Genomic DNA, 16,916 nt, shown 5'->3' with positions numbered 1-16,916 from the left:
GGGGTTAACTTGTGAGCATGGTCACCGCATCCGACGCCACCGCGTCCTCCCTCCTGCACGGCACCCCCGTCGTCCCCGGTGTGGCCCACGGGCCCGCGCTCGTCGCCCGCAGCGAGGTGTCGCCCGACGCCGTCGCCCGCTTCGGCGACGGGGGCTTCGCCGACGTGGACGCCGCCCTCGCGGCGTACGACGACGCGATCGTCGCGGTGGCCGAGGGGTTCGAGGCCAAGGCGGCCCGTGCCTCCGGTGCCGCGGCCCAGGTGCTGACCGCCAGCGCCGGGCTGGCGCGCGACAAGGGGCTGCGCGGCGCGGTGCGCAAGCAGCTGCGCGCCGGCGACCACCTGGTCGCCTCCGTGCACGCGGCGGTCGACCAGTTCGCCGGCATCTTCACCAACATGGGCGGCCTGATGGCCGAGCGGGTCACCGACCTGCACGACATCGAGCGCCGGGTGACGGCCCAGCTGGTCGGCGAGCCCGAGCCCGGGGTCCCGACGCCGAAGGTGCCCTCCGTGCTCGTCGCCGAGGACCTCGCGCCGGCCGACACCGCCGGCCTCGACCCCGCGCTCGTGCTGGCCCTGGTGACCGAGCGCGGCGGCCCCACGAGCCACACCGCGATCATCGCCCGCCAGCTCGCGATCCCGTGCGTGGTCGGCACCGCCGGCGCGATGGAGATCCCCGGCGGCACCCGGCTGCTGGTCGACGGCACCGCCGGCACGGTCGAGCGCGAGCCGGACGCCGCGCGCGCCGACGAGCTGGTCGCCACGGACCGGACCGCGCGCGCCGCGCTGGCCGAGTGGGCCGGCCCCGGGGTCACGGCCGACGGCACCCCGGTCAAGATCCTCGCGAACGTCGCCGACGGCGAGTCGGCCCGCTCCGCCTCCGAGGCGCCCGTCGAGGGCGTCGGGCTGTTCCGCACCGAGCTCTGCTTCCTCAACCGCAAGGACGAGCCCTCGGTCGAGGAGCAGGCCGAGATCTACGGCCAGGTGCTCGCGGCGTTCACGGCCGCCGAGGGCGGCAAGGAGCGGTACGTCGTGGTCCGCACGCTCGACGCCGGCTCGGACAAGCCGGTGGCGTTCGCGACCCACGTCGGCGAGGAGAACCCCGCCCTCGGGGTCCGCGGGCTCCGCCTGTCCTTCAGCAACCCCGCCCTGCTCGACCGCCAGCTCGACGGGATCGCCGCGGCGGCCCGGGCCACCGGCACCGAGACCTGGGTGATGGCCCCGATGGTGGCCACGGTCGCGGAGGCCGCCGAGTTCGCCGACAAGGTCCGGGGCCGCGGGCTCAAGGCCGGCGTGATGGTCGAGGTCCCCAGCGCGGCCCTGCTCGCGCACCGGATGCTCGAGGTGGTCGACTTCCTGTCGATCGGCACCAACGACCTGACGCAGTACACGATGGCCGCCGACCGGATGGCCACCGACCTGGCCCACCTGACCGACCCGTGGCAGCCCGCCGTGCTGCAGCTCATCGCGATCACGGCCGAGGCCGGGCGCCGGGCCGGCAAGCCCGTCGGCGTCTGCGGCGAGGCCGCGGCCGACCCGCTGCTGGCCTGCGCGCTGGTCGGCATGGGCATCACGTCGCTGTCGATGGCGGCCGCCGCCGTACGCCCCGTCGGCGCGCGGCTCGCGACCGTCGGCATGGACCTGTGCGAGGACGCCGCCGAGGCCGCGCTCGCCGCGTCCGACCCGCGCGCGGCGCGCGAGGCCGTGCTGGCGGTGCTCGAGGGCTGAGCGGCGCGGGGCCCTAGGGCTCGTCCGGCGCGACGAGCGGGGAGTAGTCGTGCTCGGCCACGAGCCGCGCGACCATCTCCGCGCGGCTCGACACGGCGAGCTTCGCGAAGATGCGGCGCAGGTGCGTCGAGACCGTCCACACGCTGATGTCGAGCGAGGTCGCGATCGCCTGGTTGGTGCGCCCGTGGGCCACCATCAGCGCCACCTGGCGCTCGCGCGGCGAGAGGGTCACCCGCAGCGCGGGCTCCTGCTCGATGAACAGGCAGCGCACGCCGCCGATCGTGACGTCGAGCAGCACGCCCTCGCGCTCGTCGGTGTGGTGGTCGCCGAGGCGCACGAGGGTGGCGAGCTCGAGGCAGAGGCGCTCGAGCCGCGCCGGGTCGACGGCCGCGCGACGCGGCGTGGGCGGGGCGGCGTGTCCGGCGGGACGTGGTGCCTGCACCACCATCCGGCTGGCCGTGGGGCCGAGGTGTGACGTCATGGGACTCCCGAGCGTGTCGCGCTGTGCGATCCCCATGGCTCGACAACAGATGCGACGGTAGCAGTTCCGGCGCGCCACGGAACCGGTTCCGCGGGAGCCTTTCGACAGATGGACCCGACGGTCGCGAGCAGCACGACGTGGGCGTCCACCGCGCGCGCCCAGTCGCGCAGGTCGAGGTGCTCGTCCGGCCCGTGTGCCCCGTCGTCGGCGGGGCCGAGCCCGAGCAGCACGGGGTCGCAGCCGAGCACCCGCGCGAGCACGCCGACGGCCGGGACGGAGCCCCCGGACGCCGCGCGCGCCGGCGTACGCCCGTAGGCCGCGAGGCACGCGCGCGCCACGGCGTCGAGCGCCGCCGGCGGGGGGCGGAGGTGGTGGCCGGTCGTGGCCGGCCCACCCACCGTCTCGAGGTGTACGCCGGGGGGCAGGTCGCGCCGCAGCGCCCGCTCGACCACGGCCCGTCCGCGCGCGGCGGGCAGGCCGGGCGGGAGCCGCAGGTCGACCCGCGCGGTCGCGCGGACCGGGACCGCGCCCGCAGCAGCCCGCGCGTCGAGCCGGGAGACGGTGAGCGCACCGCGGACCGTCGCGCGCGCGGCCGGCCGGTCCGGGTGGACGGCACGCGCGCCGGCCTGCGCGCGGACCACGGCATCGGTGGGGAAGGCGGTCGTTCCCGGCCGGCCGGCCCGCGCCGGCCCGACGAGGCGGGTGGCCGCGTGCTCCGCGCGGCCCAGGGCTGCGGCGAGCACGAGCGACGGGTCGACGACGGCCCCGCCGAGCCGACCGGCGTGCACCGGCGCGCCCCCGACGTCGACGCGGACACGCAGGGCGACGCTGCCACGCTGCGAGAGCGTGACCGTGGGCCGCCCCGGCCCGGCGCCACGGGTGTCGACGACGAGCACGGCACCGACGGGACCGGCGAGCAGGCCGGCGAGGGGGCCGGACGGGCCGCGCGCACCCGGCCGGCGCAGCCGCGCCAGCAGCGGGCCGAGCCCCGGGCTCCCGACCTCCTCGGTGCCGTCGACGAGCGTGACGACGTCCCCGGGCGGTCCGCCCGCCGCCGCCCAGGCGCGCAGCGCCACCAGGTGGGGCAGCAGCTGGCCCTTGTCGTCGCTGGCGCCGCGCGCGACCAGCCGGTGGCCGACCCGGGTGGGCTCGAACGGCGGGGTCGCCCAGCCCGGGCCGGGCGGCTTCACGTCCAGGTGGCCGTAGACGACGGTCACCGGGGCTCCCGGCGCGCGCCCGGGAGTCCGCGCCACGACGACCGGCCCGGCCGCGGTCCTGCGGACCACGACGTACGGCGTCGCGCGGCGGAGCAGGGCGGCGACCCACGCCGCGGCCCGGTCGACGTCCGGCGCGTGCCGGGCCGACCCGCTGACCGACGGGATCCGCAGCCACTCCTCCAGCAGCACGAGCGCGCGCGGTGCGGCGCGCGCCGCACCCGCGCGGACCGTCCCGAGACGGTCGTCCACCTCGGGCTACCGCGGTCCGCGGCGGGTGCCGGCGCGGCTCCCGCGGTAGGTCCCGCGCCCGGAGCGGCGGGGGTAGGCGGGCGGCGGGTACCGCCGCGGCTGGACGTACGTCGGCGGGACGGTCAGCGGGCTGCGCTCGGCCACCGGCGCCGCGATGCCCGACTGGCCGAGGGTCTCCCACGGGAGCACCCGGTCGGACCCGCTGCGGCGGGCCAGGCTCATCGCCTGGGCGGACGTGAGCCACTCCTCGGCGGGCTCGGCGATGTTCATGAGCATCGCCTCGAACTCGCCGCGTGAGGTCTCCAGGATGTGCGGGCCGCTCAGCCAGCGCAGCACCTCGCGCCCCGTCACCGCCATCCGCTGCCGCGGCGAGCTCTGCAGCCGCTCGTCGAAGTAGCGGATCAGGACCTCGTCGACGACGTCCCAGGCGTTGTCGGCCCCGAAGAGGTCCTTCACGTCCTCGGACCCGAGGATCCGGAAGCACTCCTCCAGCACCTGCATGACCTCGATGCGCATCACGTTGAGGTGACCGAACGAGGTGAACTTCAGGTTGTTGCGCAGGTCGAGCCCGGCCCGGCGGACGACCGCGATGGAGCCGAAGCTCGGGTCGATCGCGCGCTCGCGGATGACGTCGCTGATCCGCTTGTCGCGCCAGAACAGCGTGACCTGGTTAACGAAGTGGCCGAAGAGCAGGTGGAAGTCGGTGTTCGGCCGGCTCTGCGCGGAGCCGAGTCCACGCCCGTAGCCCAGCACCCGGCGGTAGGCGTCGTGCCGGTCCTTGCGGGTGTAGCGCAGCACGTCGCGCCGGTCGAACTGGTAGAGCCGGTAGGCGCCCGGCCCCGAGGACAGCCGGACGGCGCCGCTCTCGAAGAGCTCCTTGAGCTTCTGCACCACCTTGAACACGCCGATCTGCTCGTGCTGGTAAAGGTAGTACAGGTCGCCGACGGCGACGATCCGCTCGGAGCTGACGGTCTCGTCGTACGGCGTCACCCCGTGCGTCGTGAGCGTCTCGCCCAGCGACTGGGCGGCCTCGGGCCCGAGGCCGACCAGCGAGGCGAGCCCCCGGTCCGGCGGCGCCCCCGCGAGGTCGTCGGCGGTGACCGCCGCGGCCTCGAGGTCGTCGATCTGCTGGTTGAGCTCCTCGGCGAGCGCCGGGTTCGACACCAGGCTGCCGGACAGCTGGTCGGCCACCTGCTCGCGGAGCGCGTGGATGCGGTCGATCCGCTCCTGGTACTGCTTCTCGGTCAGCATCTCAGTAACCCTCCTCGTCGTGCGCCGCCGTCACCCAGGCCAGGTGGTCGGCGAGGTAGCGCTCCAGGTCGTCGGTGTCGGCGGTCGCCGCCCGCAGCGAGTCGGCCCACTGCGCGGCCGCCCGGCTCTCGCGGTCCGCGGCGTCCCGGGAGACCGTGAGCAGCCGCTCCTCGTCCTCGAGCCGGTCGCGCTCCTCGCGCACCTCGCGCATCTTGGTGGCGTAGGGCCGCTTGCGGTCCTTGGGCGCCTTGGTGTGCGCCGCCTCGAGGCGGGTGTGCTCCGCGTCGAGCTCGAGGCGGGTGACCAGCCGCTGCTCCAGGAGCGCGTCCATCGTGACCCGTCGCGCCTCGGCCTCGGCGGCCTCCTGCTCGGCCCGGCGGCCGAGGTCGGCCAGCACCGCGTTGAGCACGCGCATCCGCTCGGCGGCGGCGCGGGAGGCCTTGCGGTCCTTCTTGGTCACCTTGTCCGGCGGGTCCACCTCGTCGGGGTGCCAGTCGACCCGGCGCGGGTCGTCGGCGGCGTACAACCGCGGCCAGGTGACCGGTGCCGGCGCGTGGACGACGCGACCGGTCTCGCTGTTCACCACGGCGACGGGGGCGTCGGAGGCCGGCAGCATCGCGCCCTGCGGCGTGATCTCGATGCCGGCCTCGCCGAGGATCGGCGCGATGTCGGCGAAGCGGAACAGCGCCGAGATGCTCTCCTCGTCGGCCGTCGTCGTGCCGTCGAGGGGGAGCACCAGGTCGTCCGGGTCGGCACTGTCGAGGTCGCACCCGCCGGCCCGCAGCTGCTGGCCGCGCGGCACGAAGGCGGGGACGTACGTCGGGCGCAGGTTGAGACCGCGGAACTCGACGTTCGCCACCCGGGTCTCGTCCTCGTCGTCGGCGTGGAGCGCGACCTCGGAGACCGTGATGTCGATGAGCACGACGCCGGCCCAGCGCCCGATGCGCTGCGCGCGCCGGGCCAGCTCGGTGAGCAGCCGGCACAGCCCGGACACCGCGATCTGCACGCGGGCGGCGTACATCCCGGCGGGCCAGCGCTGGCAGCACGAGGTCGGCAGGTAGCGCAGGGGCACCCCGCGACCCCGCGGCCGCGGCGGCACCAGCGCGTCGGCGAGGTAGCGTCGGAACGTGTCGGCCAGCGTGACCGCGGTCGGCGCGAGCGCGGCCACGATGCCGTCGCGACCGGCGTCCTGCGCCAGCCGACGGCCCTCGTCCGCCAGGAAGGCGGCGAGCCAGCCGAGCAGCCCGTCGAGGGTCAGGTTGGTCTCCTCGTCGAGCAGCACGGTGCGCCGCTCCGAGGCGCTGATCAGCACCGAGTCGAGCACTGCCTCGAGCTCCTCGACCTGGTCCGACGCGGCCTCCATCAGCCGTGAGACGAGGATCAGCTCGGTGCCGAGGAAGCCGCTGCCGCCGGCACCGGAGAAGGCCGGCCGCTGCCGGTTCCACGCGTCGCGGAGGTCGGCGACGAGGTCGACCAGCGTCCAGAACGACGTACGCCGGCCCTCCTCCTCGATCGTGTTGACGTTGTCGTCCACGAGCCCGAAGCGCTCGCGCAGCGCGCCGAGCTGGCCGCCGACCGTGTCGGCGACGACGGGCCCCGTCCCGACCAGGCCGGTGAAGTAGCTGTCGACCATGGCGACCCGCGGGCCGCCCGGGGAGCCGAGCTCGTCGACGAGCGACTGCACGCCGTTGCGGACGATGACCCGGTAGGACTCCATGTCGTCGGCGTCCGCGTCGCTGCGCAGGGCGGTCAGCCCGTCGAGGATCCGGAGGATCTCGCCCCGCGCGATCGTGGCGCGGCGGTACAGCGAGGCCTGACCGCCGCTGACCGCGCCGAGGTCGGCCTGCACCGCGTAGCCGCGCGGCACGAACTGCGACTCGACGTGGCCCTCGACGCGCACCAGGCGGAAGGCCGCCGTCAGCGCGTCGACGAAGGCCTTGGGGTCCTCCTCGCGGCTGCGGACGCCGAGCACGTTGCGCAGGGCGGTCCGCACCGCCGGTCCCTGGTCGAGCGCGGTCACCCCGACCGGGGCGGCGGGCGCGCCGGCCGTCATCGCGGGGAAGGCCTGGTCGACGTCGACGACCGGCAGGGGGCGGGGGTGGGCTTGCTTGGCGGTCACGATGTCCTCCAGGTGCTCGGCGAGGGAGGGGCAGTGACTGCCCTGCCTCCGGGATCGGTGTTCTCGGGTGCGCCGCCGGGATCGGCGGGCGGGGGGTGCCGCAGCCAGAGCGCCACGACCTCGGCCAGCTCCAGCCACACCCGTCGGGCGCTGGCCACGGTGTCGAGGAGCGGCTCCTCGCAGCGTTGCTGGGACTGCTCGATGCTGACCTGCCAGGCCCGCCAGCCGCCGCCCCCGCGACGCGCCACCTGGCGCATCGCGCCGGTCGCGGCGTACGACCGCAGGTCCCGCCAGTAGCAGACGGTGGCGGCCGCGAGGGCGTCGTCGACCAGGGGCATCCGCTGGGAGAGCAGGGCGGGGCCGTCGATGGCGACGAGCTCCTGGCCGGCCGCGACGACCGACGACTGCAGCTCGGACACCTGCTCGGCGAAGTGGTCGACGGCGGCGACCTCGCTGCCGTCGGGCCGGTCCTCGTGCGCGATCATCACGAGCTCGGTGACGGCCTCCGACAGGCGGGCGGTGGAGCTGCGCAGGTCGCGCAGCGCGAGCGAGATCGTCACGGCGCTCACGTCCCCGACAGCGCGGAGTAGAAGTTGCGCATCAGCACGTCCGGTGCCGCGAGCTTGCGGTCGACGGCGATCCGGACGGCGCCGATGAGGAACCGCTCCGGCACGACGCCGGGGTCCACGCCCCGGGCGAGCCGTCCCGCGGCCTCCTCGATCATCGACTGCTGGCGCGGGGCGAAGGTGATCACCTGGCGCAGCGACCGGTCGCCGAGCGAGGGGAACTTCGTCCAGCACACGGCGTCCACGACCACCTGGACGGCCTCGGGCAGGGTCCGCAGCATCGGCTGGGGGATCGTGGTGCCGGCCGTCGAGGGGTAGAGCCGGCGCCAGAGCCGCTCGTAGTCGCGGGCGATGTCGCCGAAGCCCATGCGGCGCAGCAGGTGCGTGGACAGGAAGGTGCGCAGGTACGGCGTCGGGTGCACGCCGTGCGGCGAGAACGCCAGCACCTGCTCGGGCGCCCGGCCGATCACGTCCATGAGCGAGGCGACGAACGCCTCCCCGCCGAGCATGCAGCCGACGAGGTCCGCGAAGGTCTCGCGGTCCCAGCGCGCCCAGGTGCGGGCGACCGACGGGGGGAGGCCCGCGGCCAGGCACGCGCGGTGGATCGCGCGCGGGACCTCGTCCTCGAGACCGAGCTCGTTCTGGAGGTTGTGGCAGACCTCGTGCAGCACCGCGCCCATCGTCCAGGGATTCACCATGCGGTGGTACGGCAGCTGCACCAGCGGGAAGGGGTTGAGCTGCCGGCCCAGCTTCCGCAGCGGGATGTTGCGGCGGTAGGTCGCGGGGGAGAAGCCGGTCCGCATGTAGGCGAACGGGCCGGGGCTGGGGATCGACCGCGCGGTGCCGAGGTGCATGTGCACGTGCTGGTAGCAGTCGAGGGCGATCTTGTCGCAGGCGTGCAGCCAGTCGCCGAAGGCGCCCTGGCGCTGCCCGAACAGCTCGAAGTAGAAGTCCCAGACCCGCTCGGTCGCGCGGACCCAGTCGTGGGCCCGGCTCTTGAGCCGGAGCAGCTCGCCGAGGTCGTCGCCCCGGGTCGCGCGGCCGGCGGACTCGACCTGGACGACCGCGGCCTCCAGGGGGCGGCGCAGCCGCTCGAGCAGGTCGTTGACCGCCTGGACGTGCCCCTCGGACGGGCGGGCCACGCCGGTCCCGAACTCGCTGCGGTGGAAGTCGCGGAGGGCGTCGAGGTGACGGCGTACGTTCACGCCCTGGCCCACGGCGAACGCCGGGACCGAGCTGGGTGCGGAGCCGGCCCTCCGCACCCGCGCGTCGACGACGGCGGGGTCGGGGCCGACCCGCTCAGCGACGGCGGACACGGCGGGCCACCCGCCGGTTGACGGGCCGCCCGACGGGGCGGCGGTACGCCGGGCGATTGCGCACCACCCGCACGGGCGGACGGCGGCGGGCGTTCCAGCGGGCCCGGCGGTGCCAGCGGCGGTCGAAGACGTCGACCGCGCGCACGGGTGCGGCGGGGGAGCGCAGCACCCGGCCCGTCATCGTGCCGAGGGTGCGCACGACGGTGGTGGCGTCGATGGGGCGGCCGTTCGCCGCCTGGTCGGCCAGGCTCTGCGCGGTGCGTTGGAGCACGACCGGGAGGGCGCGCACGAGCTGGCGGGTCTGCGGGCTGCGCCGGAGCCGGCGCGCGATCCGGGTGGCTCCCCTGATCAGGGCTGGCGCGTTGCGGGCCAGCACGGACGCGGCCCGGGGGATCAGCCGCGCGGCGATCGGGACCAGCGCGCCGATGAAGGCCTCGGCCTCGGACTCGCTCTGGGCCCGCTCGGCGCGCACGGCGAGGTGGGCCATCGTCTCGGCGTCGCGGTAGACGCGGCGCACGGGGTTCACGAACCCCTCGGCCTCCTCCTCCGCCTCGTCCTCGAACTCGGCCTCCAGCTCGCTCTCGCTCTCCGCCTCGGCCTCCGCCTCGAACTCGAACTCGTACTCCTCCTCGAGCTCGTACTCACCCTCGGCCTCGTCCTCGTACTCCTCCTCGCCGAGGAGGGAGCCGGCGATGCTGGCGAGCCCGCCGAGGAAGGCCTCGTCCTCGAGCTCCTCCTCCAGCTCGCCCTCGTACTCCGACTCGTACTCGTCCTCGAGCTCGCCCTGGAGGGCGGGGTAGCGGTGGTTCATCGTGGTCATCTCGACTCCTTGGTGAGGGGTGGTGGTCGCTCAGCGCCGCCGCGCGGTGACGCCGACGGGGCGCCCGGCGGGCACGGCGCCGCGGGGGACGCGGACGTCGCTCACGACGCGCACGGTGCGGGCGGGAGCGCCGCCACGGGCGGGGATCCGCACCGGCGTGACGACGCGCACGATCCCGGGGCGGGGGCGCCCGACGCGGGCGCCGGGGCGCACGGTGCGCTGGGCCACCGGCCGGCGGCGGACCGTGGTGGTGCGCGGACGGCGACCTCCGGCGTAGCCGGCGGCGGACGCGCGGCGGTAGGTCGGACGGGTCCGGCGACGGCGGTGCACGCTGGCGAGGCCGCGCGCGTGGCGACGCGACACCGCGCGCTGCCAGCGACCGTTGACGAGCACCCGCTGGGCACTGCCGGCCATCACGGCGCCGACGTCCTCGGGGCGGATCCGTCGGCCGTCGGCCTGCAGCTGGGTCAGGGTCCGCGCGGTGGAGCCGACGATGCCCGGCACCAGGCGCACGCCCGGACGGCTGGCCGGGTTCCGGTGCAGCATCCGGGTGAGCACGGTGGCACCGCGCAGCAGGTGCGGGAGCAGGTGCTCGAGCTCGCGGCGCTCGCGGGGGCTGATCGTCATCGCGACGGCGGACCCGACGAAGCTCTCGGCCTCGGACTCCGACTCGGCCGCGGCCGCCCGGCCGGCGAGGTACTCCGCCTGCGCCTGGCTCGCGGTGACCGGGGCGGTGGCCATCTCCTCGAGCTCGGACTCGAGCTCGTCCTCGAACTCGCCCTCGAGCTGCGAGGTGACGGCCCGGGCGAGCATCCCGGCGGCGGGGCCGCCGACGGCGGTGGCGAGCAGGGGAGCGGCGGTCTTGGCGATCCGCTTCAGCAGCGGGGTGGCCCGGCGCAGCGCCTTGCCGATCCGCTTGAAGAACAGCTCGGCCTCGGCCTCCGCCTCGTCCTCGTACTCACCCTCTTCCTCGGACTCGTCCTCGTACTCCTCCTCGCCGAGGAAGGAGCCGGCGAGCTTCGCGAGCCCGCCCAGGAAGGCCTCGTCCTCGTGCTCGTCCTCGTACTCCTCCTCGAACTCGGACTCGAGCTCCATCTCGAACTCGTCCTCGTACTCGCCCTCGAGCTCGTCCTCCATCTCGAGCTCGGACTCGTCCTCGTACTCCTCCTCGCCGAGGAGCGAGCCGGCGATCCGGGCGATGCCGCCGAGGAAGGCCTCGTCCTCCGCCTCGTACTCGTCCTCCATCTCGAGCTCGTCCTCGAACTCGGTGTGCGCCTGCGTCATCGGCCATGTCCTCTCTGCGCGACCCGGGGCACGGACCTGGGAGGGGCACGTGACGCCGGTGGGATGGCCACCAGTGAACGGCCGCCCGCGCGGGTGCAGTAGTCCCACGAGCGGGGTCGCCGGGACGGGGTCGACGAGGCGTGGTCACGCGCCCCGGGTGACGCGGAGATGTCTCACCCGACCGGGTTGCCCCGGTCGTGCGACCCTGTCCGGGCCAGGCGGGCTGGCCCGAACGGGTCAGGCGGTGACCGTCACCGGCACGCCGTTGAACGCCGCGTTGCCGGTCATGTCGAGCAGCTCGGGGTCGGTGAGGTCGTTGATCGAGACGCCGGCGACGGCGTTCGCCCGCTGGAGGCGTACGCCGTCACGACCGTGCCCGTAGCCGTGGGGCAGGCTGACGACGCCCCGCATCATGTCCTCGGTGGCGAGCACCTCGACGCGCACGCTGCCGACGCGCGACGCGACGGTGGCGACGGCCCCGTCGCTCAGCCCGCGGGCCGCGAGGTCCTCGGGGTGGATCAGCAGCTGGTGGCGCTCCTTGCCCTTGGTCAGCCGCTCGGAGTTGTGCATCCACGAGTTGCAGTCGCGCTGGTGGCGGCGCCCGATGAGCAGCAGGTCGTCGCCCTGCGGCGCCTCGACGGCGCGCAGCCGCTCGAGGTCGGCCACGACGAGGGCCGGCGCCGCGTCGATGCGCTTGCTGCGGTGCGGGATCCGCTCCGGGAGCTGCCCGGTGCGCAGGGGGCCGAGGTCGACCCCGGCCGGTTCGGCCCGCAGCCGCCGCATCGTCGCCCCGGACCCGCCGCGCTGCAGCAGCGCCGCCACCATGACCGTCGGGCTGACCGACAGCCGCAGCCGTTGCTGGAGCCGCTTCCCGAGCGGCGGCTTCGTGCGCAGCCGGGCCTGGGTCCGCAGGGCGACCTCGCGGTAGATCTCCCAGTCGTGCAGCGCGCCGTCCGGCTTGGCGAGCACCGCGGGGGTGAACCGGGCGGTGTCGCGGACCGCGAGCACGTGGAAGACCAGGTCGTAGTGGTCGCGCTCGAGGGCCGTGGTCGGCGGCAGGATGACGTCGGCGTGCCGGGTGGTCTCGTTGACGTAGATGTCGATCGCGGCCGCGAAGTCGAGCCCGGCCATCGCGCGGTCGAGCCCGGCGCCGTCGGGCGTCGAGAGGACGGGGTTGCCCGCCAGGGTGAGCATCGCCCGGATCTGGCCCTCGCCGGGCGTCTCGATCTCCTCGCGCAGGACGGACACCGGCAGCTCGCCGCCGAACTCCGGCAGCCCCCGCACCCGGCTGCGCCACACGTCGTGGTGCCCGCGGCCGATCAGGCCCAGCCCGACGGCGTCGATGGCGGGCGTCGTGACGAGGGTGCCCCCCGCGCGGTCGAGGTTGCCGGTCAGCAGGTTGAGCAGCTGGACCGCCCACTGGCACACGGTGCCGAACGCGTGCGTCGAGACGCCGACCCGGCCGTACGCCGCGGCGCCGTCCGCGGCCGCGAAGTCGCGGGCGACCCGGCGGACCTCCTCGGCCGGCACGCCGCTGTGCGCCTCGGCGAGCTCGGGGGTGAAGTCGGCGACGACCCGCTCGACGACGTCGAGCCCGTCGACGTACGCCGCCGGCGAGGTCAGGCCCTCGGCGAGCAGCGTCTGCACCATCGCGAGCAGGACGAAGGCGTCGGTGCCGGGCCGGACGAAGTGGTGCTCGCTGGCGACCCGGGCCGTCTCGGTGCGGCGCGGGTCGAACACGACCATCCGGCCGCCGCGCGCCTTGAGCTCGCGCAGCCGGACCGGGAAGTCCGGGACCGTCATCAGCGAGCCGTTCGACGCCATCGGGTTGGCCCCGAAGACCAGGAAGTACGACGTCCGGTCGATGTCCGGGATCGGCAGGAACAGCTGGTGGCCGTACATCAGGTGGGCAAGAAACTGGTGGGGGAGCTGGTCGACGGAGGTGGCGCTGAACTTGTTGCGGGTCCGGAAGGTCTTGACCATCGCGGTGCCGTGGGTGAGCGAGCCGAGGCTGTGGGCGTTCGGGTTGCCGAGGTAGATGCCGACCGCGTCGCGGCCGTGGTCGTTGATCGCGGCCGCCAGCCCGTCGGCCACCCGGTCGAGCGCCTCGTCCCAGCCGATCTCGACCCAGGTCGCGTCCGCGCCCTCGCCCACGCGGCGCACCGGGCGCCGCAGCCGGTCGGGGTCCGCGTGGATGTCGGCGATCGCGACGCCCTTGGGGCACACGTGCCCGCGCGAGAGCGGGTCGTCGGGGTTGCCCCGCACCCCGGTCACCGTGCCGCGCTCGATCGTCAGCTCCAGGCCGCAGATCGCCTCGCACAGGTTGCACACGCCGAGGCGCTTGCCGGTGAAGTCATCGGGTACGGGACCGTTCGTCAGGATGCCCACGCGCGTCATCGTGCCACCAGCCCACCGCCACGGGCGGCGGGTCCACGAGATCGCGTCGCGCGGGGGCTAGCCTGCCGACGTGCGCTCCCGACGTGGGGGCGCCCCACCTGAAGGGAACGACCCATGGGATACGGACTCGGAGTCTTCCTCCTCGCGCTCGGGCTGATCCTGGTGTTCGCGGTCAACGACACCCAGATCGGCTCCGTCGAGGTGCCTACGCTCGGCTGGATCCTCGCCCTCGCCGGCGTGCTGATCATCGTCCTCACGGCCGTCCAGATGAACCGCAGCCGCCGCTCGACGGCGGTCACCACCCACGCCGACGGCTCCCGCACCGTCAGCGAGCGTCGCGACGACGTCCCCCCGACCGTCTGAGCGACCCGCACCGCACCTCCCGTCCCACCCTCCGCCCCGGACGCCGACCACGGTCGGCCCGGGGCGGAGCCGCGCCCGACGCGATTCGGCGTACGACCCCCGCGTTGCTAGTCTTGACCGGTTGCCCCCCAGCGGGCGACGACTGCCGTCCAACGGCCGCGGATCCAGAGAGCCCCAGGAGTTCAGACCTGGAGCGCCGCGCAACGAGTGGCCCCACGGGCCGGAAGGAGCTCCTGCATGTCGATCGGTACCGACGCGGAGACCAAGAAGAAGATCATCGCCGAGTACGCCACGACCGAGGGTGACACCGGTTCGCCGGAGGTCCAGGTCGCGCTCCTCAGCTACCGGATCAGCCACCTGACCGAGCACCTGAAGACGCACAAGCACGACCACCACAGCCGCCGTGGCCTGCTGCTCCTCGTGGGCCAGCGCCGCCGGCTGCTCAACTACCTGCAGAAGACCGAGATCGCGCGCTACCGCTCGATCGTCGAGCGCCTCGGCCTGCGTCGTTGACCCCAGCTTGATGTGGGGAGCGGCTGCCCCTCGTGGGTGGCCGCTCCGTCGCATTTCGGCCGGGGACGACTAGTCTCGGACCCGGCGCACCACACAACTCAACACCCACGAAACCAGGAGCGACCCGCACGTTCTGGCCCGGTCCTCGGTAGTGGCCCTCAGATCTCGACAGGCTCGACCACAAGCCACCGCTCGTCCGCGAGCAGACGCCCGTCGCCGGGCGCACGATCTGCGGGCCTCGATCGAAGACCGGCCCCCCCGCCACCGGGTGGGGGACCACCCGGCGGGGCACCTCTCCACGAGGAGACACCCGCCGACCCAGCGGGACGCCGCGGCTCGCTCCGCGAAACAGAGAAAAGGGATGAACCCTTGACCCAGACCGACAACGCGGGACCCGTGATCTCCGCCGTCGAGACCGTTCTCGACAACGGCAAGTTCGGCACCCGCACCGTGAAGTTCGAGACCGGGCTGCTCGCCCGCCAGGCCGCCGGTTCGGTGACCGCCTACCTCGACGACGACACGATGCTCCTGTCGGCCACCACGGCCGGCAAGCACCCCAAGGACCACTTCGACTTCTTCCCCCTGACGATCGACGTCGAGGAGCGGATGTACGCCGTGGGCCAGATCCCCGGCTCGTTCTTCCGCAGCGAGGGTCGCCCCGGCGAGGACGCGATCCTCACCTGCCGCCTCATCGACCGGCCGCTGCGCCCGACCTTCAAGAAGGGTCTGCGCAACGAGGTCCAGGTCGTCATCACCGTGATGGCGCTCGACCCCGACCAGCCCTACGACGTGCTCGCGATCAACGCCGCGTCGCTCTCCACCCAGCTCTCCGGCCTGCCCTTCTCCGGCCCCGTCGGTGGCGTCCGCGTCGCCCTCATCGAGGGCCAGTGGGTCGCGTTCCCGAGCCACACGCAGCTCGAGAAGGCCGTCTTCGACATGGTCGTCGCCGGTCGGGTCACCGACTCCGGTGACGTCGCGATCATGATGGTGGAGGCCGAGGCCCCCGAGGACACCTACGAGCTCGTCCTCAACGGCGCCACCGCGCCGTCGGAGGAGATCGTGGCCGGTGGCCTCGACGCCGCCAAGCCCTTCATCAAGCAGCTGTGCGAGGCCCAGGCCGAGCTGGCCAAGCAGGCCGCCAAGCCCGTCCAGGACTTCCCGGTCTTCCTCGACTACGAGGACGACGTCTACGACGCCGTCGCCGCCGCCGCGACCGAGGGCACCACCGCCGCCCTGGTCATCGCCGACAAGCTCGAGCGCGAGGCCGCCCTCGACGACGTCAAGGCGTCCCTGCTCGAGCAGGTCGGCCCGCAGTTCGAGGGTCGCGAGAAGGAGATCGGGGCCGCCTTCAAGTCGGTCACGAAGAGCCTCATGCGCACCCGCGTCCTGCGCGACAAGATCCGCATGGACGGTCGCGGCCTCGCCGACATCCGTCCGTTGCACGCCGAGGTCGGCGTGATCCCGCGGGTCCACGGCTCGGCCCTGTTCGAGCGCGGCGAGACCCAGATCCTGGGTGTCACCACGCTCAACATGCTGACCCTCGAGCAGAAGCTCGACACGCTCAGCCCCGAGAAGACGCGCCGCTACATGCACAAGTACGTCTTCCCGCCGTTCTCCACCGGTGAGACCGGTCGCGTGGGCTCGCCCAAGCGCCGCGAGGTCGGCCACGGTGCGCTCGCGCGCCGCGCGCTCCTCCCCGTCCTGCCGAACCGCGAGACGTTCCCCTACGCGATCCGCCAGCTCTCCGAGGCCATGGGCTCCAACGGCTCCACCTCGATGGGCTCGGTCTGCGCCTCGACCCTGTCGCTGCTGCAGGCCGGTGTGCCGCTCAAGGCTCCCGTCGCCGGTATCGCCATGGGTCTCATCTCCGGCGAGGTCGACGGCCAGACGCAGTACGTCGCGCTGACCGACATCCTCGGTGCCGAGGACGCCATGGGCGACATGGACTTCAAGGTCGCCGGCACGCGCCAGTTCGTCACGGCGCTGCAGCTCGACACCAAGCTCGACGGCATTCCGGCCGAGGTCCTCGCTGCGGCGCTGAACCAGGCCAAGGACGCCCGTCTCGCGATCCTCGACGTCATGGCCGAGGCCATCGACGAGCCCGAGGAGATGTCGGTGCACGCCCCGCGGATCATCACGGTGCGCATCCCCGTCGACAAGATCGGTGAGGTCATCGGCCCGAAGGGCAAGATCATCAACCAGATCCAGGACGACACCGGTGCGTCGCTGTCCATCGAGGACGACGGCACGATCTACATCGGTGCGACCAACGGCGAGGCGGCCGAGGCCGCCCGTCAGGCCGTCAACGCGATCGCCAACCCGACCATGCCCGAGGTCGGCGAGCGCTACCTCGGCACGGTCGTCAAGACGACGAACTTCGGTGCGTTCGTCTCGCTGATGCCCGGCAAGGACGGCCTGCTGCACATCAGCAAGCTGCGCGGCCTCGCCGGCGGCAAGCGGGTCGACGCGGTCGAGGACGTGCTGTCCGTCGGCCAGAAGATCCAGGTCCAGATCGCCGAGATCGACGACCGCGGCAAGCTCTCGCTCGCCCCGGTGCTCGAGGACGAGGCGCCTGCGGACGCCGCTGCCGAAGCCCCCGCGGCCGAGTGATCA

At 74.1% G+C, this 16,916-nt stretch carries 13 protein-coding genes; 4 read left to right on the top strand and 9 right to left on the bottom strand.

The window, feature by feature from the left end; genetic code table 11:
- The first annotated feature begins 17 nt into the window (after positions 1-17).
- Complete coding sequence (ptsP, locus tag H5V45_RS04035; RefSeq protein WP_185251755.1) at positions 18-1,727, top strand: phosphoenolpyruvate--protein phosphotransferase; 1,710 nt, start codon at positions 18-20, stop codon at positions 1,725-1,727.
- 13 nt (positions 1,728-1,740) lie between these two features.
- Here the strand turns inward: ptsP and H5V45_RS04030 are convergent, their stop codons facing one another.
- The 9 genes from H5V45_RS04030 to H5V45_RS03990 all read right to left on the bottom strand — a co-directional run bounded on the left by H5V45_RS04030 (position 1,741) and on the right by H5V45_RS03990 (position 13,418).
- A complete protein-coding gene (locus H5V45_RS04030) occupies positions 1,741-2,208 on the bottom strand; it encodes a helix-turn-helix domain-containing protein (protein ID WP_221633900.1) in 468 nt (155 codons plus the stop codon).
- Positions 2,205-3,674, bottom strand: a complete 1,470-nt coding sequence (locus H5V45_RS04025; RefSeq protein WP_185251754.1) for a M20/M25/M40 family metallo-hydrolase — start codon at positions 3,672-3,674, stop codon at positions 2,205-2,207. Before H5V45_RS04025 ends, H5V45_RS04030 begins: the two co-directional genes overlap by 4 nt.
- A gap of 6 nt (positions 3,675-3,680) precedes the next feature.
- On the bottom strand, positions 3,681-4,925 hold the full coding sequence (locus H5V45_RS04020) for a hypothetical protein (RefSeq protein ID WP_185251753.1): 1,245 nt from the start codon (positions 4,923-4,925) through the stop codon (positions 3,681-3,683).
- Between the two features lies 1 nt (position 4,926).
- Positions 4,927-7,044 carry a hypothetical protein gene (locus H5V45_RS04015; RefSeq protein ID WP_185251752.1) on the bottom strand — a complete coding sequence of 706 codons (2,118 nt, stop codon included), beginning with the start codon at positions 7,042-7,044 and terminating at the stop codon, positions 4,927-4,929.
- Entirely contained in the window at positions 7,041-7,604 is a 564-nt protein-coding gene (locus tag H5V45_RS04010) for a hypothetical protein (protein ID WP_185251751.1), read from the bottom strand. The genes H5V45_RS04015 and H5V45_RS04010 overlap by 4 nt, the downstream gene beginning before the upstream one ends.
- Positions 7,605-7,609: 5 nt before the next feature.
- Positions 7,610-8,926 carry a hypothetical protein gene (locus H5V45_RS04005; RefSeq protein WP_221633899.1) on the bottom strand — a complete coding sequence of 439 codons (1,317 nt, stop codon included), beginning with the start codon at positions 8,924-8,926 and terminating at the stop codon, positions 7,610-7,612.
- Positions 8,910-9,746, bottom strand: coding sequence for a hypothetical protein (locus H5V45_RS04000; RefSeq protein ID WP_185251750.1), 837 nt, complete (start codon positions 9,744-9,746; stop codon positions 8,910-8,912). The genes H5V45_RS04005 and H5V45_RS04000 overlap by 17 nt, the downstream gene beginning before the upstream one ends.
- 30 nt (positions 9,747-9,776) lie before the next feature.
- On the bottom strand, positions 9,777-11,030 hold the full coding sequence (locus tag H5V45_RS03995) for a hypothetical protein (protein WP_185251749.1): 1,254 nt from the start codon (positions 11,028-11,030) through the stop codon (positions 9,777-9,779).
- Positions 11,031-11,267: 237 nt separating this feature from the next.
- Positions 11,268-13,418, bottom strand: a complete 2,151-nt coding sequence (locus H5V45_RS03990; protein ID WP_343061412.1) for a molybdopterin-dependent oxidoreductase — start codon at positions 13,416-13,418, stop codon at positions 11,268-11,270.
- Between the two features lie 123 nt (positions 13,419-13,541).
- Between H5V45_RS03990 and H5V45_RS03985 the strand changes: the two genes are divergently transcribed.
- The 3 genes from H5V45_RS03985 to H5V45_RS03975 all read left to right on the top strand — a co-directional run bounded on the left by H5V45_RS03985 (position 13,542) and on the right by H5V45_RS03975 (position 16,913).
- The gene (locus tag H5V45_RS03985; protein ID WP_185251747.1) at positions 13,542-13,790 is read left to right on the top strand and encodes a DUF6458 family protein; all 249 of its coding nucleotides are present in this window, start codon (positions 13,542-13,544) and stop codon (positions 13,788-13,790) included.
- 237 nt (positions 13,791-14,027) lie between these two features.
- A complete protein-coding gene (gene rpsO, locus H5V45_RS03980; protein ID WP_185251746.1) occupies positions 14,028-14,303 on the top strand; it encodes a 30S ribosomal protein S15 in 276 nt (91 codons plus the stop codon).
- A 369-nt stretch (positions 14,304-14,672) separates the two neighbouring features.
- Entirely contained in the window at positions 14,673-16,913 is a 2,241-nt protein-coding gene (locus tag H5V45_RS03975; RefSeq protein ID WP_185251745.1) for a polyribonucleotide nucleotidyltransferase, read from the top strand.
- Positions 16,914-16,916 lie beyond the last annotated feature (3 nt).

This window comes from Nocardioides luti, assembly GCF_014212315.1.
Lineage (GTDB): Bacteria > Actinomycetota > Actinomycetes > Propionibacteriales > Nocardioidaceae > Nocardioides > Nocardioides luti.
This window is presented reverse-complemented; position numbering and strand designations above follow the sequence as displayed.